Origin of the sequence: Mycobacterium sp. 4858 (genome assembly GCF_900240975.1) — a bacterium.
GTDB lineage: Bacteria > Actinomycetota > Actinomycetes > Mycobacteriales > Mycobacteriaceae > Mycobacterium.
The window spans coordinates 2806765-2826155 of sequence record NZ_LT968776.1 but is presented as its reverse complement, the minus strand read 5'-3'; the positions used below and the strand labels follow the sequence as shown (position 1 = coordinate 2826155).

Annotated in this window: 21 protein-coding genes and 1 pseudogene; 3 read left to right on the top strand and 19 right to left on the bottom strand. The window is 69.2% G+C overall.

From position 1 onward, the window contains the following. Positions 1–4 precede the first annotated feature (4 nt). From C1737_RS21860 to C1737_RS21845, 4 genes are all read right to left on the bottom strand, one after another. Positions 5–1981 carry a proton-conducting transporter membrane subunit gene (locus C1737_RS21860; RefSeq protein ID WP_102419445.1) on the bottom strand — a complete coding sequence of 659 codons (1977 nt, stop codon included), beginning with the start codon at positions 1979–1981 and terminating at the stop codon, positions 5–7. After that, positions 1978–2457: an NADH-quinone oxidoreductase subunit B family protein gene (locus C1737_RS21855; protein WP_102419444.1), complete on the bottom strand. Its 480-nt coding sequence runs from the start codon at positions 2455–2457 to the stop codon at positions 1978–1980. Before C1737_RS21855 ends, C1737_RS21860 begins: the two co-directional genes overlap by 4 nt. Positions 2458–2462: 5 nt before the next feature. Then, positions 2463–2801 carry a helix-turn-helix transcriptional regulator gene (locus C1737_RS21850; RefSeq protein WP_102419443.1) on the bottom strand — a complete coding sequence of 113 codons (339 nt, stop codon included), beginning with the start codon at positions 2799–2801 and terminating at the stop codon, positions 2463–2465. A gap of 99 nt (positions 2802–2900) precedes the next feature. Then, positions 2901–3671, bottom strand: coding sequence for an alpha/beta fold hydrolase (locus C1737_RS21845; RefSeq protein WP_068096110.1), 771 nt, complete (start codon positions 3669–3671; stop codon positions 2901–2903). A 63-nt stretch (positions 3672–3734) separates the two neighbouring features. Between C1737_RS21845 and mhuD the strand changes: the two genes are divergently transcribed. The 3 genes from mhuD (at position 3735) to C1737_RS21830 (ending at position 6090) form a co-directional block, all read left to right on the top strand. Next, positions 3735–4055 carry a mycobilin-forming heme oxygenase MhuD gene (mhuD, locus tag C1737_RS21840; protein ID WP_067923032.1) on the top strand — a complete coding sequence of 107 codons (321 nt, stop codon included), beginning with the start codon at positions 3735–3737 and terminating at the stop codon, positions 4053–4055. After that, the gene (locus C1737_RS21835; RefSeq protein WP_102419442.1) at positions 4030–5394 is read left to right on the top strand and encodes a serine hydrolase; all 1365 of its coding nucleotides are present in this window, start codon (positions 4030–4032) and stop codon (positions 5392–5394) included. The genes mhuD and C1737_RS21835 overlap by 26 nt, the downstream gene beginning before the upstream one ends. 246 nt (positions 5395–5640) lie before the next feature. After that, positions 5641–6090 carry a pyridoxamine 5'-phosphate oxidase family protein gene (locus tag C1737_RS21830; protein WP_369807546.1) on the top strand — a complete coding sequence of 150 codons (450 nt, stop codon included), beginning with the start codon at positions 5641–5643 and terminating at the stop codon, positions 6088–6090. Positions 6091–6116: 26 nt separating this feature from the next. On the opposite strand, the gene C1737_RS21825 is transcribed toward C1737_RS21830, so the two are convergent. The 15 genes and pseudogenes from C1737_RS21825 to folP form a co-directional block, all read right to left on the bottom strand. Continuing rightward, entirely contained in the window at positions 6117–6665 is a 549-nt protein-coding gene (locus C1737_RS21825) for a histidine phosphatase family protein (protein WP_102419441.1), read from the bottom strand. Continuing rightward, entirely contained in the window at positions 6662–7453 is a 792-nt protein-coding gene (locus C1737_RS21820; protein ID WP_102419440.1) for a CbtA family protein, read from the bottom strand. The genes C1737_RS21825 and C1737_RS21820 overlap by 4 nt, the downstream gene beginning before the upstream one ends. Before the next feature lie 4 nt (positions 7454–7457). Beyond that, positions 7458–7670, bottom strand: a complete 213-nt coding sequence (locus C1737_RS21815; protein ID WP_068096103.1) for a CbtB-domain containing protein — start codon at positions 7668–7670, stop codon at positions 7458–7460. A 252-nt stretch (positions 7671–7922) separates the two neighbouring features. Beyond that, positions 7923–10457 (bottom strand): ATP-dependent protease ATP-binding subunit ClpC, encoded by a 2535-nt coding sequence (gene clpC1 / locus C1737_RS21810; protein ID WP_102419439.1) that lies wholly within the window; start codon positions 10455–10457, stop codon positions 7923–7925. A 316-nt stretch (positions 10458–10773) separates the two neighbouring features. Further along, the gene (lsr2, locus tag C1737_RS21805) at positions 10774–11112 is read right to left on the bottom strand and encodes a histone-like nucleoid-structuring protein Lsr2 (protein ID WP_003875617.1); all 339 of its coding nucleotides are present in this window, start codon (positions 11110–11112) and stop codon (positions 10774–10776) included. 124 nt (positions 11113–11236) lie between these two features. After that, positions 11237–12748 (bottom strand): lysine--tRNA ligase, encoded by a 1512-nt coding sequence (gene lysS / locus C1737_RS21800; RefSeq protein ID WP_102419438.1) that lies wholly within the window; start codon positions 12746–12748, stop codon positions 11237–11239. 120 nt (positions 12749–12868) lie between these two features. Next, positions 12869–13684 carry a type III pantothenate kinase gene (locus C1737_RS21795; protein WP_068096099.1) on the bottom strand — a complete coding sequence of 272 codons (816 nt, stop codon included), beginning with the start codon at positions 13682–13684 and terminating at the stop codon, positions 12869–12871. A gap of 2 nt (positions 13685–13686) precedes the next feature. Continuing rightward, positions 13687–14106: an aspartate 1-decarboxylase gene (gene panD, locus C1737_RS21790; protein WP_067925023.1), complete on the bottom strand. Its 420-nt coding sequence runs from the start codon at positions 14104–14106 to the stop codon at positions 13687–13689. Then, on the bottom strand, positions 14106–15053 hold the full coding sequence (gene panC, locus C1737_RS21785; protein WP_102419437.1) for a pantoate--beta-alanine ligase: 948 nt from the start codon (positions 15051–15053) through the stop codon (positions 14106–14108). The genes panD and panC overlap by 1 nt, the downstream gene beginning before the upstream one ends. Beyond that, complete coding sequence (locus C1737_RS21780) at positions 15050–15961, bottom strand: Rossmann-like and DUF2520 domain-containing protein (RefSeq protein ID WP_102419436.1); 912 nt, start codon at positions 15959–15961, stop codon at positions 15050–15052. The genes panC and C1737_RS21780 overlap by 4 nt, the downstream gene beginning before the upstream one ends. Positions 15962–16076: 115 nt before the next feature. Further along, positions 16077–17050: pseudogene (locus C1737_RS21775) on the bottom strand (DUF6779 domain-containing protein). An 86-nt stretch (positions 17051–17136) separates the two neighbouring features. Continuing rightward, complete coding sequence (locus tag C1737_RS21770) at positions 17137–17613, bottom strand: DUF3180 domain-containing protein (RefSeq protein ID WP_102419435.1); 477 nt, start codon at positions 17611–17613, stop codon at positions 17137–17139. Continuing rightward, positions 17613–18161 carry a 2-amino-4-hydroxy-6-hydroxymethyldihydropteridine diphosphokinase gene (gene folK / locus C1737_RS21765; RefSeq protein WP_102419434.1) on the bottom strand — a complete coding sequence of 183 codons (549 nt, stop codon included), beginning with the start codon at positions 18159–18161 and terminating at the stop codon, positions 17613–17615. Before folK ends, C1737_RS21770 begins: the two co-directional genes overlap by 1 nt. Further along, complete coding sequence (gene folB / locus C1737_RS21760) at positions 18158–18559, bottom strand: dihydroneopterin aldolase (RefSeq protein ID WP_102419433.1); 402 nt, start codon at positions 18557–18559, stop codon at positions 18158–18160. The genes folK and folB overlap by 4 nt, the downstream gene beginning before the upstream one ends. Continuing rightward, positions 18552–19385 (bottom strand): dihydropteroate synthase, encoded by an 834-nt coding sequence (gene folP, locus C1737_RS21755; protein ID WP_102419432.1) that lies wholly within the window; start codon positions 19383–19385, stop codon positions 18552–18554. Before folP ends, folB begins: the two co-directional genes overlap by 8 nt. Between the last annotated feature and the right edge of the window lie 6 nt (positions 19386–19391).

Genomic DNA, 19391 nt, shown 5'->3' with positions numbered 1-19391 from the left:
GCGTTCATCGGGCGACCACCAGGACGATCAGCACACCGAGCGCGCCGTAGGCCAGGTACAGGTGCACGCTGCCCGGGTGGGCGCGGCGCACCAATCCGGCCGCGGCCGCGACCGCACGGATCACCGGCGGATATAAGCGTTCCTCGATCGCGTCGGCGATTCTGGTCCGGTAGGTGATCTTGTCGGCCAGATAACGCGACTCGGCGGTGTGGGTGACTTCGACGTCGGTGTCGGGGCGCAGCACGTCGTCGAAGATTCTTTGCAGCGGCTCGGCGAACGACGTGGCGGTGTACTGCATTCGAGACGTGAGATCGTTTGCGCCACAAGCCCATAGCGGCAGTGTGGCGGGCGCCGGGCGACGGCCGGACCGCCAACGGGCGAGCACGGCCGCGATTAGCGCGGCCAGCACGACGCCGGCCGCGATCACCCCGGGTGCGATCGACCCCGGCAGGCCGGGCAGCCGCACCACAGCGCCGATACCGCTGAATTGCACCGTCCGGGCCGCCGGGAGCGCCGCGATCGCCCGGCCCAGCGCGGGCCCGACGGCCGAGGGTGCCACCGCCAGCACCAGACAGGCCGCGGCCGCGATCCCCATCCCGGCCACCATGGTGCGCGGCGACTCCCGAGCCCGGGCGGCCCGCTCCGAGCGCGGCCGCGCCAAGAACCCGATCCCGAACGCCTTGACCATCGCCGCCACGCCGAGACCCGTGGTGAGCGCCACCGCGCCCACCGCCAGCGGCGTCGTCAACGCCAGGACGGCGGAATGCTCTCGCGCCGTGTGGATCAGCGACTGCAGCAGCAGCCACTCGCTGACGAATCCGGCGCCCAGCGGCAATCCGGATGCCCCCAGCGCGGCCACCCCGAACAGGATTGTCGTCGCCGGCATGCGGCGGGCCAGGCCGCCCAGCCGGTCCAGGTCGCGCAGCCCGGTCGCGGCCAACACCGATCCCGCGGCGAGGAATCCGAGGCTCTTGAACGCCGCGTGGGCGACGAGGTGCAGCATGGCGGCGGCCGCCGCGATCGTCGCCGGGCCGTTCGCGCCCGCGGCCGCGAACAGCGTGGCGCCGCCCAGCGCCAGGGTGATCAACCCGAGGTTCTCGGTCGTCGAATACGCCAGGAGCCGTTTGAGATCGGTGGCCACCGACGCCTGCACCACGCCGTAGAGGGCCGACAACCCGCCGACGACCATCATGGTCAGCCCCCACCAGCGCGGACCCGGGCCGAGCAGTTGCAGATCGACGCGGCAGATGCCGTAGACGCCGAGGTTGACCATCGCCGCGCTCATCAGCGCCGACACCGGGCTCGGCGCCTCCGGGTGGGCGCGCGGCAGCCACGCGTGCAGCGGCACCAGCCCTGCCTTCGAGCCGAAGCCCGCCAGCGTCAACAGGAACACCGCGGTGCACGCGCCCTGGGGTATCCGGTGCAAGTCGGCGAACCGGTCCGCCGCGCCGGCAGCCGACAACACCATCAGGCCGACCAGGATCGCCACGAAGCCCAACTGGGTCATCACCGCGTAGACCAACGCAGCGGAACGGACCTCCGGCCGAGTGTGGTGGGCGAGCACCAACACCAGAGACGCGACCGCCATCAACTCCCACACCAGCAGGAAGGTGGTGACCGACGCCGCCGCCGGCACCAGCAGCATCGCCGCGACAAACGCCGGAAGCACCGCCAGGGTGACCGGCCCCAGCTGCTCGCGCCGGGCATACCCGATCGTGTACAGCCCGGCCACGATTGCGACGGCTCCCGTGAGCGCCATGAAGAATCCGCCCAGCGGATCGAGGCTGAGCTCGACGCCCGACAACGGAAGCAACCACCCGATGCGGACGGCGCGCACCGGACCGAACATTCCCAGCGCGCCGGCCCACACCCCGCCGGCACCCAGCAGCGCGGTCAGCGCGCCCGCACAGACGGGCGCGGGGGCGTTGCGGCGCAACACGTCTGGGGCGGGCACCGCGCGGGTGGCCAACGCCGCGGTCATTTGCCGGTCACCGCCCGCAGGGCCGCGACGATCTCGCTCGGCGACGGCGGGCAGCCCGGGATCTCCATGTCCACCTGCACCAGCTCGCCGACCGCGCCCGCCACGCCGTAGGCGCCGGCGAAGACCCCTCGGTTGATGGCGCAGTCCCCGCACGCGATCACCCGGCGCGGCAACGGGGTGGCCTCGATCGTGGCCCGCAACGGGCCGGCCATGTTGTGCGTCACGACGCCGGTCACCAGCAGCGCATCCGCGTGCCGCGGCGACGCCACCAGGCGGGCACCGAACCGCTCGGCGTCATAGACCGGCCCGAACGCGCCCGAGATCTCCACCTCGCACCCGTTGCAGGACCCCGCGTCGACGTGGCGGATCTGGAGCGAACCGCGCACTCCGGCAGGCGGATTGGTCGCCGGCTCCGGCGCGGGCGGCGCGGGTTCGGCGATTCGGCCGACCTTCAAGGCTTTGCTGAACCAGCCCATGCGCGCTACTCCGCACCGCCGGACCGCAGGTCCTCCAGCATCGCCACACGGTCGCTGAGCACGCCGGTGAGAACCTTGCGCGCCACCATCAACAGTTCGGCGATGTCCGGTGAGGCGATCGAATAGATCATCGTGTTGCCGTCGCGCAGCGCGTCGACCACACCGGCCCGGCGCATGACGCCGAGCTGCTGGGACAGGTTCGAGGCTTCGAGCCCGACCTCCGGCAGTAATTCGGCGACCGACTTGTCGCCCGTCACCAGCAGCTCCAGTATCCGGACCCGCGCTGGATGCCCCAGGGTCTTGAAGAACTCCGCCTTGAGCTTGTACAGCGGCTCCGTCACGATCCTGCTCCTGAAGACTACGAACTTCCTACGTTTGAACGATTGAAGAATTTATCATATTGTGCTGCGGCGTTCACGTCGAGCGAGCTGGATCGCCGGTGTTCAGTCGCGCGCGGGCAACGTCGTCAAGAAAGACTCGACCGCCTCGCGGTACGCCCGCGGCGCTTCGTCGTGGATCAGGTGACCGGCGTCTTCGACATGCAAATACTTTGCGGCGGGCTGGGTTTCGGCCATGTCGCGCATCTGCCCCGCCGGTGTGACCGAATTGCCCGCCTCGATGAGCAGCGCCGGGGCGCGCACCGCCCGCCACTGCTCCCAGAAGTCGCGGGTGCCCCATTCGGCGGCGATCTCGATCCACCGGGCGGGGTGACCGTGCAGGCGCCACCCGGTGGCGGTCCGGTCGAAGGCCTCCAGGAAGTACCGCCCCGCGACGGGCCCGAACTCCTCGATCACCCGCTCCGCGGAGTCGAACTCGACCGGAAGGGCGTGCAGCCACGGCTCCCACGGACCGGTGGTGCGCCCGCGAAAGTCCGGGGCCATGTCCTCGAGGACCAGCGCGGACACCAGTTCGGGATGCTGCGCGGCCAGACACCACGAGTGCAGGGCGCCCATCGAATGGCCGAGAAGCCTGACCGGCGCCTGCAGCGTGCGCACGGCGTCGGCCAGGTCGGCGACGAACCGTTCGGTGCTGATCGGGTGCGGGTCGTCGACGTCACGACCCCGATGCCACAAGGCGTCGTAGGTGTACACCGCACCCAGTCGGGTCAGCCACGGCAATTGCCGTGACCACGTGGTGCCGCGCCCCATCAGGCCATGCACCAGCACCAACGGCTCGCCTTGCCCCCCGCGGCAAGACAGCAGATCATCGGGCATGTCACCATCCTGCGTGCGCCGCCCTGCGGTCGGACAGGCGGGGCGAGAGGGTAGCCTAGCGGCATGTCGCCAGTGGTGAAGATCAACGCAATCGAGGTACCCGCCGACGCCGGCCCCGAGCTGGAGAAGCGGTTCGCACACCGGGCGCACGCGGTCGACAACCAGCCCGGCTTCCTCGGGTTTCAGCTGCTCCGCCCGATCAAGGGCGAGAACCGCTACTTCGTCGTGACGCAGTGGGAGTCCGAGGAGGCGTTTCAGGCGTGGGCGCAGGGACCCGCCATCGCGGCCCACGCCGGTGAACGGGCGAACCCGGTGGCGACCGGGGCATCGCTGCTGGAATTCGAGGTTGTGATGGACGTTGCCGGCAGCAAGCAGGCTGGCTAGCGGGTTCTCGGCCCGGCGCCGCGCGGTGGCGTTGAGTGCCGCCGCCGCCTTGGCAGTGACGTTCGCGCCCGGTTGCGCGCCCTCTCACTCCCCCCAGGCGAACGCGGCCAATCCCGGCCGCCAGATCGACGTCCGCACCCCACCGGGCATTCGGGCCCAGCAGACGCTGGACATGCTCAACTCGGACTGGCCCATTGGCCCGGTCGGCGTCGGCACCCTGGCTGCGCCGGACATGGTCAAGCCGGTGGAGACCACCATGGAGGCACTGTGGTGGGACCGTCCGTTCGCCCTCGACGGCGTGGATCTTGGCGCCAGCGTGGCGACCCTGCACCTGACGTCGTCCTACGGTGCGCGCCAAGACATCCGCATCCACACCGACGACGGTGGCTGGGTCGATCGGTTCGAGCTCGAGACGCAGGCGCCGAAGATCAACTCGTGGCATGACATCGACGCGGTGTTGAGCAAGACCGGCGCCCGCTACTCCTACCAGGTCGCCAAGGTCGACAACGGGCACTGCGACCCGGTCGCGGGCACTAACACCGGTGAATCTCTGCCCCTGGCATCGATTTTCAAGTTGTACGTGCTGCACGCCGTGGCGGGCGCCGTCCAGGCCGGCACCGTCTCCTGGGACGATCAGCTGACCGTCACCGACAAGAGCCGGGCGGGGGGCTCGTCCGGTTTGGCTTTGCCTGCCGGAGCGCCGGTTTCGGGTCGGGCGGCCGCCGAGAAGATGATCGCGACGAGCGACAACATGGCGACCGATCTGCTGATCGGACGGCTGGGCACGCACGCCATCGAGGAAGCGCTCGCCACCGCCGGTCACCACGACCCGGCCGGCATGACGCCGTTCCCCACGATGTACGAACTGTTCTCGGTGGGCTGGGGCAAGCCCGATCTGCGCGAGCAGTGGCAGCACGGGTCTCCGCAAGTGCGCGCCCGACTGCTGGCGCAGGCGAATGAAACCCCCTACGAACCGGATCCGACGCGCGCCCACACCCCGGCGTCGTCGTATGGCGCGGAGTGGTACGGCAACGCCGAGGACATCTGCCGGGTCCATACGGCCCTGCAGTCCGACGCCGTGGGCCGGGCCGCGCCGGTCAAGCAGATCCTGTCCGCGGTGTCGGGCATTCAGCTGGACCGCAACGTCTGGCCATACATCGGCGCGAAAGCCGGTGGGCTGCCGGGTGATCTGACCTTCAGCTGGTACGCCGTCGACAAGACGCAGCAGCCGTACGTGGTGAGCTTCCAGCTCAACTGGCCGCGCGACCACGGGCCGACCGTGACCGGGTGGATGCTGCAGGTCGCCAAGCAGGCCTTCGCGCTGATCGCGCCGCGATAACGGTAACAGGAGCAGCGCCCGACGCCCGGTGCCGACGCGTTGTGACGCACACCACAGGCCAGCTGGGACTTTTGGCCCTTCCGACGAGTGTGCCGCCCGACGAGACTGCAGAACTTGCCAGAGTCGAGGTCCGAACGGAAAAGAGGTGGGGCGGTTGTCTGTGCAGATGCGCCACGATCGGCGGCAACTGAAAGTGGCTGCGTCTCACGACGTTCTCGACCGCACAGACGCGTGCGGTGGCACACGGTGACCGGGGACTCGGCAGCGCTGGCACCGCGCCGCGAGGTGATCCAACTCGATGAATTCGAGGCGATGCGGCTGCTGGCCAGCGTCGACCATGGGCGGGTGGTGTTCAACGACAAGGCCTTGCCCACGATCCGCCTGGTCAACCATCTCGTCGACGACGGGCGAATCATCGTGCGTACCCGCCTGGCGGCCAAAGTTTCCACCGTGGTGCGATCGGGCGCCGACGCCGGTGTGGTGATGGCCTATGAAGTCGACAGCCTGGATCCCGAGCGGCGGGCGGGCTGGACCGTGGCGGTTACCGGGGGGGCGACCCTGATCACCGACCCCCCACAACTCGCGCGCTACGAACAACTTCTGCACCCGTGGGTGAACATGACCATGGACACGATGATCGCGATCCGACCGGAAATCATCACCGGCATGTGCATCGTGGACGGCGCTTCCGAATAGCAAATCGGTCGCGCCGCTGATGGCGGCTACCGACGGAGCGTCCAGCAGCCGCCGCGGTAATGCAGGTCGGTGCGACTGACCGGCGCAATGTCGATCCGCCAGAACGATTTCGCGGGGGCGTCGAGCGCCAGCAGGATCGCCGCCCGGATCACCGCGGGGTGCGTCACCGCGACCGTGGCCACCACGTTTTCGGTCAACGATTTCAGCCATCGGTCCACCCGCTGGATCAGCTCGGTGATCGACTCGCCGCCGTGCGGCGCGCGGGCCGGATCGGTCAGCCAGACCATCAGGTCGCCGCGCGGCACGTCCCGCAGCCTCCTGCCCTGCCAGGGACCGCAATTCAGGTCGGCCAGCCGCGGATCCACGGTGGCGTCCAATCCCAGCAAGTCCGCCGTTTGCCGGGCGCGTCGCTCGGGTGCGGTGAAATGGCGCACCCCGCAGCGGAATTGAGCGGCTGTGGCCTCGGCCTGGCGACGACCCATGTCGTTGAGCGGTTCGTCGGCGGGAAACCGGGCGGCCGCCACGGCGTCGGTCATCGCGTGCGCCACCAGTGTCAGCCGGACGACCTGGGTCACGCCGCGATGCTCGCCGCCCGGTCGCTCCCGGTGCGCTCCCCGAGCAGCCGCCCGGCGAGCGTCGCGAACACCACACCGATGGTCACCCACAACACCAGCTGCGCGGCCAGTGCCAGCAGCCTGAACTGGTACAGGACGTCGGCCGGAAAGCCCGGATAGACGATTGTCCCGGATGCGTCGAGCAGCGGTTCGGGTGTCTCGTCGACGCTTGGAAGCAGCAGCATCACCACCGCGACCGCCGCGACGTATGCGCCTGCTGCCAGCAGCCGCCCGTGCCACGCGCCGAACCGGCTGGCCAGCAACCGCCCCAGCCACACCGCGGCGAGGGCCAGCACCACCGACGCCAGCACCATCACCAGGTACCAGCCGGTGCGCGTCCCGACGGTGTCCGCTTGCCCCACCGCCGGTGGATTCGGCGGATACTTCACGAACGGCACCAGGTAGACCGCGACGAACGCCGCCGCCGCGAGCAACAGTGAAAGCGCCCGCACCCCAACATCTTTGGCGCGCCCCATGACCACGCAGAACAGCACCGCGAACAGCGCGCCCACCGCGACACCGAAGATCAGCACACCGAAACCCAGCCCGGCGTTGGACTGCACCCCACGGCTGAACAATTCGGCGCCGTGCTCGTGCACGCCATGGGCGTTCTCGGCGTCGGCTCGGCCGTCCTCGAAAGCGATCGCGCGACCGATCACCGGCTCGGCGCACAGGCGGGCGAAGACGAAAGCCAGCGCCGCACCGATCGCGCCCGCCAGCAGGCCGCGCCCGATCAGACGCTTCTCCACGGGATCAGTGGCAGGGGAAGCCGAGCAGATGGCGCGCGTCGTGCAGGAACTCGTGCACGTGCGAATCACCGCCGAACAGCGACACGGCGCCCTGTTCGACGCCGACGAAGTACAGCGCCATCAGCGCCAGGAACGCCGTCGCGGTCAACCAGAGCGCGGCGCTGGCCGCCGACAGGTCAACGGATCGGACACGGACAACTCGCTGGCGATTGGACACCGTCGGCTCCTTCTGGGGATTGCGCGTCCCCGTTGGCTACGACGAGTTTCGGGTCTGACTGTGGACAGTGGCGCGACCGTTCTGGAATTTCACCAGATTCCGTTACTCGTCAGGGCAGACGTCAGTAAACCACGGGCGGCCGGACAAGCGAAACGGGCGGTGGTCCCGTCAGAGACCAGTCCGGTGGTGGCGATCCGCTTCGCCCGGCTCCGCCGCGCTCGCGATCGCCACGCCGCCCGTTTCGAATTGTGCCTACGGCGTTTCGGGCGCGGCGTGCGCCCCGGCCTTCGCCAGGTCCGGCTCGGCCGGCGGCTTGCGTGCCCCGGTGAAGGTGAACACCGCGTCCTCGCCGCCGCTCTCGCCGTCCCAGTTGTCCACGTCGACCGTGACCACCTGTCCCGGCCCGACCTCCTCGAACAGGATCTTCTCCGACAGCTGGTCCTCGATCTCGCGCTGGATGGTGCGCCGCAACGGACGGGCACCCAGCACCGGGTCGAAGCCGCGCTTGGCCAGCAACGCCTTGGCCTTGTCGGTCAGCTCCAGAGCCATGTCCTTGGTCTTGAGCTGGTTGCCGACCCGGCTGATCATCAGGTCGACCATCTTGATGATCTCGTCCTTGGTCAGCTGGTGGAAGACGATGATGTCGTCGATGCGGTTGAGGAACTCCGGGCGGAAGTGCTTCTTCAGCTCGTCGTTGACCTTCTGCTTCATCCGCTCGTAGTTGTTCTCACCGCCACCCTGGGTGAAGCCCAGGCCGACCGGCTTGGAGATGTCGGACGTACCGAGGTTCGAGGTGAAGATCAGCACGGTGTTCTTGAAGTCCACCGTGCGCCCCTGGCCGTCGGTGAGCCGGCCGTCCTCGAGGACCTGCAACAGGCTGTTGTAGATCTCCTGGTGCGCCTTCTCGATCTCGTCGAACAGCACCACCGAGAACGGCTTGCGCCGCACCTTCTCGGTCAGCTGGCCGCCCTCCTCGTAGCCGACGTATCCCGGCGGGGCGCCGAACAGCCGCGACGCGGTGAACCGGTCGTGGAACTCGCCCATGTCGATCTGGATGAGCGCGTCGTCGTCGCCGAACAGGAAGTTGGCCAGCGCCTTGGACAGCTCGGTCTTACCGACGCCGGACGGGCCGGCGAAGATGAACGAGCCCGACGGGCGCTTGGGGTCCTTCAACCCGGCGCGGGTGCGGCGGATCGCCTTGGAGACGGCCTTGACGGCGTCCTCCTGGCCGATGATCCGCTTGTGCAGCTCGTCCTCCATCCGCAGCAGGCGGGTGGTCTCGGCCTCGGTCAGCTTGAACACGGGGATACCGGTCCAGTTGCCCAGCACCTCGGCGATCTGCTCGTCGTCGACCTCGGCGACCACGTCGAGGTCGCCGGAGCGCCACTGCTTTTCGCGCTCGGCCCGCTGGGCCACCAGTTGCTTCTCCCGGTCGCGCAGGCTGGCGGCCTTCTCGAAGTCCTGCGCGTCGATCGCGGACTCCTTCTCCCGGCGCGCGTCGGCGATCTTCTCGTCGAACTCACGCAGGTCTGGCGGCGCGGTCATCCGGCGGATCCGCATCCTCGCACCCGCCTCGTCGATCAGGTCGATCGCCTTGTCCGGCAGGAACCGGTCGTTGATGTAGCGGTCGGCCAGCGTGGCGGCAGCCACCAGCGCCGCGTCGGAGATCGACACCCGGTGGTGCGCCTCGTAGCGGTCGCGCAGCCCCTTGAGGATCTCGATGGTGTGCTCCACCGTCGGCTCCCCCACCTGCACCGGCTGGAAGCGGCGCTCCAGGGCGGCGTCCTTCTCGATGTACTTGCGGTACTCGTCGAGCGTGGTGGCGCCGATGGTCTGCAGCTCGCCGCGGGCCAGCTTCGGCTTGAGGATGCTCGCCGCGTCGATCGCGCCCTCGGCGGCGCCCGCCCCGACGAGCGTGTGCAGCTCGTCGATGAACAGGATGATGTCGCCGCGGGTGTTGATCTCCTTGAGCACCTTCTTCAGGCGCTCCTCGAAGTCACCGCGGTAGCGCGAGCCGGCCACCAACGAACCCAGGTCTAGGGTGTAGAGCTGCTTGTCCTTCAGCGTCTCCGGCACCTGGCCGTGCACGATGGCCTGCGCCAGGCCCTCGACGACGGCGGTCTTGCCGACGCCGGGCTCGCCGATCAGCACCGGGTTGTTCTTGGTGCGCCGGCTCAGCACCTGCATGACGCGCTCGATTTCCTTCTCGCGGCCGATGACCGGATCGAGCTTGCCCTCCATCGCCGCGGCCGTCAGGTTGCGCCCGAACTGGTCGAGCACCAACGACGTGGAAGGTGAGCCGGACTCTCCGCCCCGGCCACCGGTCCCGGCCTCCGCGGCCTCCTTGCCCTGGTAGCCGGAGAGGAGCTGGATGACCTGCTGGCGCACCCGGGTCAGCTCGGCACCCAGCTTCACCAGCACCTGGGCGGCCACGCCCTCACCCTCGCGGATGAGCCCGAGCAGGATGTGCTCGGTGCCGATGTAGTTGTGGCCGAGCTGCAGCGCCTCGCGCAGGCTCAGCTCCAGAACCTTCTTGGCGCGCGGCGTGAACGGGATGTGGCCCGACGGCGCCTGCTGACCCTGGCCGATGATCTCCTCGACCTGGCTGCGGACGCCCTCGAGCGAGATGCCCAGCGACTCGAGTGACTTGGCCGCGACGCCCTCGCCCTCGTGGATCAGGCCCAACAGGATGTGCTCGGTGCCGATGTAGTTGTGGTTGAGCATCCGGGCCTCTTCTTGCGCCAGGACGACGACCCTGCGGGCACGGTCGGTAAAACGTTCAAACATCGGTGGTTACCTGCTCTCCCTCACCATCGGTACTGGCCTCTTAGTGGCCCACCGGTCCCGTCGGGACCGGAATCGCATACCTGCCATCCACTGTAATGGTCGGCCTGCCAGGGGGCATAACCTTGCGGTTCCTTGCCGTTCAAGACCCGCAGCCCCGTTTCGGGCGATCTCCCCTGTGCTTACAGCGCCGTAACCCGACCAACGTGGCCGGGTGCCAATTCGTTTCCTCAACCCACGGCCGGGCCTTTCGCCGCGAGCGAAACGACAAACCGGCGCCAGGGCCGCTTGCAGCCCGGGCGCCGGTTTCGGGCGTTTGTCAGGTCGCCGCGTGGAACGCGTCGATGACGTCGGCGGGGATGCGGCCCCGGGTCGACACGTTGTGGCCGTTGCGGCGGGCCCATTCGCGGATCGCCGCGCTCTGCTCGCGGTCGATCGCGCCGCGGCCGCGCCCGGAGCCGGAACGCCCACGCCGCCGGCCGCCGACCCGGCGGCCGGCTTCCACCCACTGCTTCAGGTCGTTGCGGAGTTTCGCGGCATTCTTGGACGAAAGGTCAATCTCATAGGTCACCCCGTCAAGCCCGAATTCGACCGTTTCGTCGGCTGCGCCGGCACCGTCGAAATCATCGACCAAGGTGACGGTCACTTTTTTCGCCATTAGCTTATCCTCGCATTTCGTCCTGAGCAGTTGCCGAGCAGATTGGCTGCGCCTCCCCGGGTCATCAATCTGCCATAACAAGGCAGCATACTCAATCCGGCCGCAAGGCGCACAGTTGCACTTTTCAACCGGAGTGTGGCCGCACAATCGGGAACAAAACTGTCTCGCGAATTGACAAGCCGGTCAAAGTCATCAACAACCGATCGATACCCATTCCGGTTCCGGTGCACGGCGGCATCGCATACTCGAGGGCGGCGAGAAAGTCTTCGTCGAGCACCATGGCTTCGTCATCGCCGGCCGCCGCGGCGCGCGCTTGCGCGGCGAATCTCTCCCGCTGCACCACGGGGTCGTTCAATTCGGAGTACCCAGTGGCCAGTTCGACCCCGCGGATGTAGAGGTCCCACTTCTCGGTCACGCCCGGGATGCTGCGGTGCTGACGCGTCAAAGGCGTTGTCTCAACCGGAAAGTCCCGCACGAAGGTGGGCGCGGTGAGCGTGTTGCCCACCGAGTGCTCCCAGAGTTCCTCGACCAGCTTTCCGTGCCCGTAGCCGCGATCGCGGGGGATTTCCACGCCGAGCCGGTCCGCGATCGCCCACAGGCGGTCGGCCGGCGTCTCGGGGGTGATCTCTTCACCGAGTGCCGCCGACAGCGACGGGTACATTTGAATCGACGCCCATTCTCCGTCTATGTCGTAGACAGTGCCGTCGGGCAGCGGTAGTTGTCGGGTTCCGATCGCCTCATCGGCAACCTCCTGAATAAGCTCGCGGGTGACGACCGCCGAATCGTCATAGGTTCCGTACGCCTGGTAGGTCTCCAGCATGGAGAATTCCGGGGAATGCGTGGAATCCGCACCTTCGTTTCGGAACACTCGATTTACTTCGAAGACCTTGTCGAAACCACCGACGACGCAGCGCTTGAGGAACAGTTCCGGGGCGATCCGCAGGTACAGATCGATGTCGAGCGCATTGGAATGCGTGACGAACGGCCGCGCCGCGGCGCCGCCCGCCAGCGTCTGCAACATCGGCGTTTCGACTTCGAGAAACCCGCGCCGTTCGAGCGCGTTGCGTATCGCGCGGACCAGCGCGATTCTCTGCCGCGCGACCGTGCGGGCCTGGGGACGGACGATGAGGTCGACGTAGCGCTGCCGCACGCGCGCCTCTTCGCTCATCTCCTTGTGGGCCACCGGCAGCGGCCGCAAGGACTTGGCCGCCATCTGCCAGGAATCAGCCAGGACGGACAATTCGCCGCGGCGTGAGCTGATCACGTTGCCGTGCACGTAGACGATGTCGCCGAGGTCGACGTCGGCTTTCCACGCGTCCAGCGATTCGCGGCCCACCTTGTCGAGGCTGAGCATCACCTGCAGGCTGGTGCCGTCGCCCTCCTGCAGGGTCGCGAAGCACAGTTTCCCGGAGTTGCGCGCGAAGATCACCCGGCCGGCGACGCCGACGACGTCGGCGGTCGCGGTGTCGACCGGCAGGTCGGGATGGTCGGCGCGCACCTGCGCCAGGGTGTGGGTGCGTTCGATGGCGACCGGATAGGGCTCACGGCCCTCCGCCAGCAAGCGAGCGCGCTTGTCTCGGCGGATGCGGAACTGCTCGGGCAGGTCGACTGCGGCATCCTCACTGGCGTCACTCACGAGCTGCCAGCTTAAATGACCTCGCGGGGGCGGCTCTTACTGGCGGCCCGCCGAGATTGCCGTCATGGTGGTTGTTCCGGTCGCAGCCACGACCACTGGGGCAATCTCGGCGGCGAAAATTCAGCGCGCGGTCTTCAGCCGGCCGCGCTGGGCGTCGCGGTTGCGCTCGAATACCAGCCGCAGTCCGTGCAGGGTCAGATGCTGGTCGTAATGGCTGGCGGTGTGCAGCTCGGGCAGCAGCAACGGTGCCGTGTGTCCCGTCGCCACCACCGCCACGTCGTCGCCGGCGAAGCCCTCGACGTCCTCGCGGATGCGCCCCACCAGACCGTCGACCAGCCCGGCGAAGCCGAACACCGCACCGGACTGCATGCATTCGACCGTGTTCTTGCCCACCACCGACCGGGGGCGGGAGAGTTCGACCCGGCGCAGCGCGGCGGAGCGGGCCGCGGCGGCGTCCGAGGACACCTGCACGCCCGGGGCGATCGCGCCGCCGAGGAATTCGCCCTTGGCCGACACCACGTCCACGCAGATCGAGGATCCGAAGTCGATGACGATGGCGGCGCTCTGGAACCGGTGGAATGCGGCCAGGCAGTTGACGATTCGGTCGGCGCCGACTTCTTTCGGGTTGTCGACCAGCAGCGGGATGCCGGTGCGCACGCCGGGCTCGATCAGCACGTGCGGCACCGACGGCCAGTACTGGTCGAGCATGATCCGCACCTCGTGCAGCACCGACGGGACGGTGGACAACGCGGCGGCGCCGGTGAGCCGCTCGGAGTCGTCGCCGATCAGTCCGTCGATGGTCAGGGCCAGCTCGTCGGCGGTGACCTCGGACTCGGTCCGGATCCGCCACTGCTGCACGACCTTTGCGTGCTCCTTGGACCCGGAGATCAGCCCCACGACGGTGTGGGTGTTACGGACGTCGATGGCCAGCAGCACGGTTACCGCGCAACGATTCGGGGATCCAACAGCTCGGCGGCGTCTGCGGGAACGAAGGCCGGGTCGTCGCCCAGGTCGATCGGCTTGTTGTCGGCGTCGACGAAGACGATCCGCGGCCGGTAGGCCCGGGCCTCGGCCTCTTCCATGGTCCCGTATGCGATGAGGATCACCAGATCGCCGGGGTGCACCAGATGGGCCGCGGCGCCGTTGATTCCGATCACGCCGCTGCCGCGTTCCCCGGTGATCGCGTAGGTGACCAGGCGGGCACCGTTGTCGATGTCGACGATGGTCACCTGTTCGCCCTCGAGCAGGTCCGCCGCGTCCATCAGGTCCGCGTCGATGGTCACCGAGCCGACGTAGTGCAGGTCAGCCTGCGTGACGGTGGCGCGGTGGATCTTCGACTTGAGCATCGTCCGTAGCATCAATTCCTCCAAGATGATTCACGGGTGTCCCGATATCCGTCCGGCCCCACGGGTGCCGGCGAAGTTTCGATCTCGAGCGCGATGTTGTCCAGCAGCCTGGTGCTGCCCAACCGGACGGCGACAAGCAGCCGGCCGGTCCTGCCGGCGCCCAACGGGCCCAGGTCCGGGGCCCGCAACTCGAGGTAGTCGACCGTGAGCTCGGGCACCGCGTCGAGCACCGCGCGCGCCGCGTCCAGCGCGGCCCGGGGCCCGGCATCGGCGGCGTGCGCGGCCGCGGTCAGCGCCGCCGACACCGCCACGGCGGCCTCGCGCTGCACCGGATCGAGATAACGGTTGCGCGACGACATGGCCAGCCCGTCGGCCTCGCGGACCGTGGGCACGCCGACCACGACGACGTCGATGTTGAGGTCGGCGACCATCTGCCGGATCAGCACCAGTTGCTGATAGTCCTTCTCGCCGAAGAACACTCGGTCGGGGCGCACGATCTGCAGCAGCTTGCACACCACGGTCAGCACGCCGGCGAAGTGGGTCGGTCGCGGGCCGCCCTCGAGGTCGGCGGCCAGCGGGCCGGGCTGCACGGTGGTGCGAAGGCCGTCGGGATACATCGCGGCCGCCGTCGGCGCGAAGACGATTTCGACGCCCTCGCCGCGAAGCAGCTCCAGGTCGTCGTCCAGGGTCCGCGGATAGGCGTCGAGGTCTTCCCCGGCGCCGAACTGAAGCGGGTTGACGAAGATCGACACCGCCACCACCGCGCCGGGCACCCGCTTGGCGGCGCGGACCAGGGTGAGGTGACCCTCGTGCAGCGCGCCCATGGTCGGCACCAGCATCACCCGGCGGCCGGTGTGGCGCAGCGCCCGGCTGACGTCGCTGACGTCGCTGACGTCGCGCGGGCGCGAGTAGACGTTGAGTTCGCCGGCCTTGAAGGCGGGCGGATTGCCCGGTCTCATCCCGCCAGCACCTCGACGACATCGGCGGGCGCGTGGGCGCGCCGGGCGGTCCGCAGGGCGTTCACCCGATAGGCCTGCGCCAGTTCCGAGTCGACCTCGTTCAGCGCGGCGAGGTGCCCCGCAACCGCGGCGGCGTCGCCGCGCGCGACCGGGCCGGTCAGCGCGGCCTGCCCGCGTTGCAGGGTGTTCTCCAGCGCCGCCCGGGCCAGCGGACCGACGATGCGTTCGGCGATGCCGCCGGGCTGGTCGTCAACGGATTGCTGCCCGAGCAGTTCGCTGCCGCGCAACGCGGACCGCAACGCCTCGAGCGCGTCGGCGACCACCGTCACCAGGTGGTTGCCGGTGTGCGCCAGGGCGGCGTGGTAGAGCACCCGCGCTTCCTCGCGCACGCAGAACGGTTCGCCACCCATTTCCAGGACGAGCGACTGCCCGATCGCATACCCCACGTCGTCGGCCGCGGTGATGCCGAAGCAGGTGTCGGGCAGCCTGCTGATGTCCTCGTCGGACCCGGTGAACGTCATCGCCGGGTGGATCGCCAGCGGTATGCAACCGTCCTGGGTCAGCGGCGCGAGGATCCCGACGCCGTTGGCGCCGGAGGTGTGGGCGACGATCGTCCCCGGCCGCACGGAGGACGTCGCGGCCAACCCGGACACCAGGCCCGCGAGTTCGCTGTCGGGCACGGCCAGCAGCAGCAGCTCGGCGCCGGCGGCGACGTCTGGTGGGGGCATCACCGGGGTATCGGGCAGCCAACGCTGCGCCCGCTGCCGGGACGTGTGGGAGATGGCGCTGCACGCCACGACGACGTGGTCGGCGCGCTCCAGCGCGACACCGAGCGCGGTGCCCACCCGGCCGGCCGAGATGATCCCCACCTTGAGCCTGGCCGGGCGCAAACCGTCGAACTGCACCATCGCAGACGACCTCACAGATTTCTTCGTTCGTTCCGGTCCCACCCCGTGGGTACCGTTCGGTCACTAAAACTGTAGTCGATTACCCTGCGGCACCCAATGTGAGGAAGCTCCCAGCTCAGGCGTCGCGGCGACGACGGCGGCCGCCCTCCGACGGCTGGACCTGCAGCCGCGCCAACAGGTCGGCGACCGACTGGCCGCCGGTCTGGGCGGCCTCGCCCAGGCTGTCCCTGCCTTCGGGTTCGGGACCGCCGTGCCGGGGTGCGTGTTCCGGCAACGGCGGCGGGGCAAGCCGCGGTGGGGCTGGCGCGGTTCGAATCTCGGTTCCGGTTGCGGCGGCGCGACGCTGTACGCCGGCTCTGGCTGGGAGGGCGGCGGCGGCTCCTGCGGCGCTTCGTACTGGTAATGGGGCCGCTCCCGGCGGGGCTGAGGCTGGGTCTGGGGCTGCCGGGGCGGCAACAGCGGTTCCTCGGGGACGTCGATGATCGCCGTTTCGTCGGCGCGGCCGGTCGCGTTGTCCTGGGGGACGGACGTGACCCGGTCGCTGGCCACCCAGTCGTAAGGCGCGTCGCGCGGGGTCTCGCCGTTGCGGTCCCACTCGCTGTACGCGCGCTCGGGCGCCGCCTCGGTCTCCGGCTTCTCCAGGGCCGGCCGCTGGGCGAGATCGGTGTCGAACAGGATCTCCAGGCTGGTGCGCAGCGCGCTCAGCTCCGCGCGCAGTTCGGCCAGGTCGTCGGCGGCCTGGGCGCGCAGCTCGGAGGCCAGCTCGCGGCGTAGCTGGGACTCCACGGTCAGCTCGTACTCGCGCCGGGCCGAGATCTCCCGGTCGAGCTGCAGGTCGTACACCAGCTTCAGGTCGCGGACGCGGGACTGGTCCGCGTCACTCTGGCGGCGGTACAGCACCGACACGAAGGCACCGGCGACTGCGGCCCACAGCGCCAGGATTACAGCGAGCTTGAGGAGTTCCACCCGATTGGTGAAAACCAGCGCGGAGCTGGCCCCTATCGCAAGGACCAGCAACGCGGTCAAGAGCACCCACCCCGGCCTGCGGCCGCCGCGCCGAACCCGGGCGCCGCGGGACAGAACGGTCATGGCCTGACTGTACCTGCGCGAGGTCAATCCGCGTGTCGCCCTACTCCGGCGATTCTCACGCGGGTTGCGGGGGCGTGAGCAGCGGGTTAGTTTTCCGCCCCCTCGCCGTGCTCGGGTTGATCCGGGGGCGACTTGCAGCAATGCTGCAGCCACAGCGCGGCGACGAGTAGCGCCAGTGCGCTGACGGCCGCGACCACGGCGCCGGTCGTGTCCTCGGCGGCCGCCCGCAGCCAGGATCGCCGCGGCAGGAAGTACACCAGCACCCCTACCCACCAACCCAGCGTCAGCGCGCCCACCCAGGCCGACGCCTTGGCGACCATCAGGCCACGCGCCACGGCCAGCGGGTGCAGCCAGCCGGGGCCGACGCCGATCTCGCCGTCGTTGATCTTGGCCCGCACGTGACGCGCCCACAGCGCCTCGGCGACGGCCACCGCGAGCAACGACAGGCCCGTCCACACCGTGATCGGTGGGAACCACCGGTAGAGGGCGTTCACCAGCAGATAACCCACCACCGCAGCGCCGACCACCGCGGCCGTCAGGTCACGTTTTCTGGTCGGTCCCATCAGGTTTCCGGTTCCGGGTCGGCCGGCGGCCTGCCCGCCCGGTCGAGTGTGAGGCTGGTCGGCCGGACGCTTTCCCGGTCGGCCGGGTCCAGCTCGGCCAGCAGGCTCGCGACGGGCCGCGGACCCTCGGCGACGGTCAGCTGGGCGTCGGGGTCGATGGCCAGCCACGGGATCATGACGAAAGCCCGCAGGTGGGCCAGCGGGTGCGGCAGCGTCAGATTGTTCTCGCGGGAGGTCACCTCCGCCTCGTCGTAGCAGGCGATCAGGTCGACGTCGAGGGCGCGCGGGCCCCAGCGCTCACCGCGGACCCGCCCGGCCGCGCGCTCGAACTCCTGGGCCCGCCGCAGCCAGCCCTGCGCGTCGCACGCCGGGTCGTTGGCGATCAGCACCGCGTTGAGAAACGGCGCCTGATCGACCCGGCCCCACGGGTCGGTCTCGTATACCGGGGACACCGCAAGCACCTTCTCGCCCAGCCCGTCGACGACCGACTGCAACCGCGCGAGGCGGTCCCCCAGGTTGGATCCGACGGACAGCACCACCCATGTCATATGCGCCGCTCCGCCGGGACCACCGAACCGCGGCCGCCGCGGCGCGACCGCCGCACCACCACCGCGACGTCGGCGAACTGCTGCGGAATGGGTGCCCGCGGCTTGTGCACCACCACCTCTACCGCGTGGACCCGCTCGTCTTGCATCACCCGGTCGGCGATCTCGCCGCCCACCGTTTCGATCAGGTTGCGCGGCGGCCCGGCCACGATGTCGGCCGCGAGCTGGGCCAGGTCGCCGTAGTCGTAGGTGTCGGCCAGTTCGTCGCTTTCAGCGGCCCAGGCAAGGTCGATCCACACCGTCATATCCACGACGAAGTCCTGCCCGTCGGCGCGCTCGTGTTCGAAAACTCCGTGTCGCCCACGAATCGTCAACCCCCGCAATTCGATTCGATCAGCCATCGTCTCCAGCCAGCTCGGTCTGCTGCGTTTCGGTTTGCGCCCACGCCTCCACCACCTTGAGGGCGTCGGCCGTCGCCCGCACGTCGTGCACGCGGACACCCCATGCCCCGTGCAGCGCCGCCAGCGCGGAGATCACCGCCGTCGCCGTCTCGCGGCCGTCGGGCGGACGCGGCGAGCCATCCGGCCCGGCCAACAACGTACCGAGGAACCGTTTGCGCGACGCGCCCAGGAGCACCGGGATTCCGGTGGCGACGAATTGCGGCAGCGCGCGCAGCAGCGCCCAATTGTGTTGCCCCGTCTTGGCGAACCCGAGACCCGGGTCGATCACCAGCTTGGCGGGATCGACGCCCGCCGCGACGGCGGCGTCCACACTGGCCAACAGCTCGGCGCGCACTTCGGCCACCACGTCGTCGTAGTGCGGGGCCGCGTGCGGGCGGTCGGCCGACACCGAGCGCCAATGCATCAGCACCCAGGGCACGCCGGCGTCGGCGAGCAACGGCGCCATCGCGGGATCGGCCCGCCCGCCCGACACGTCGTTGACGATCCGCGCGCCGTTCTGCAACGCCGCTTGCGCGACCTCGGCGTGCATGGTGTCGATGCTTACCGTGATCCCTTCCGCCACAAGCTCTTTGACGACGGGAATCACCCGGGAAGTCTCGACGCGGGAATCGATGCGCGTGGCACCGGGCCGGGTCGACTCCCCGCCTACGTCGACTATGTCCGCGCCGTCCGCGGCGAGCGCCAGTCCGTGCGCCACCGCGTTACCGGTATCGAGATAGCGGCAGCCATCGGAGAACGAGTCGTCAGTGACGTTCAGAACTCCCATAACCTG

Coding starts and splice junctions, on each gene's coding strand:
- lsr2 (WP_003875617.1), bottom strand. CDS start 11,112: ATGGCGAAAAAAGTGACCGTCACCTTGGTCGATGATTTCGACGGTGCC.
- mhuD (WP_067923032.1), top strand. CDS start 3,735: ATGTCGCCAGTGGTGAAGATCAACGCAATCGAGGTACCCGCCGACGCC.
- folK (WP_102419434.1), bottom strand. CDS start 18,161: ATGACATGGGTGGTGCTGTCCGTCGGATCCAACCTGGGGGACCGCCTC.
- folB (WP_102419433.1), bottom strand. CDS start 18,559: ATGGCTGATCGAATCGAATTGCGGGGGTTGACGATTCGTGGGCGACAC.
- folP (WP_102419432.1), bottom strand. CDS start 19,385: ATGGGAGTTCTGAACGTCACTGACGACTCGTTCTCCGATGGCTGCCGC.
- clpC1 (WP_102419439.1), bottom strand. CDS start 10,457: ATGTTTGAACGTTTTACCGACCGTGCCCGCAGGGTCGTCGTCCTGGCG.
- C1737_RS21780 (WP_102419436.1), bottom strand. CDS start 15,961: ATGGTGCAGTTCGACGGTTTGCGCCCGGCCAGGCTCAAGGTGGGGATC.
- panD (WP_067925023.1), bottom strand. CDS start 14,106: ATGCTACGGACGATGCTCAAGTCGAAGATCCACCGCGCCACCGTCACG.
- C1737_RS21770 (WP_102419435.1), bottom strand. CDS start 17,613: ATGGGACCGACCAGAAAACGTGACCTGACGGCCGCGGTGGTCGGCGCT.
- panC (WP_102419437.1), bottom strand. CDS start 15,053: ATGAGACCGGGCAATCCGCCCGCCTTCAAGGCCGGCGAACTCAACGTC.
- C1737_RS21855 (WP_102419444.1), bottom strand. CDS start 2,457: ATGGGCTGGTTCAGCAAAGCCTTGAAGGTCGGCCGAATCGCCGAACCC.
- C1737_RS21845 (WP_068096110.1), bottom strand. CDS start 3,671: ATGCCCGATGATCTGCTGTCTTGCCGCGGGGGGCAAGGCGAGCCGTTG.
- C1737_RS21860 (WP_102419445.1), bottom strand. CDS start 1,981: ATGACCGCGGCGTTGGCCACCCGCGCGGTGCCCGCCCCAGACGTGTTG.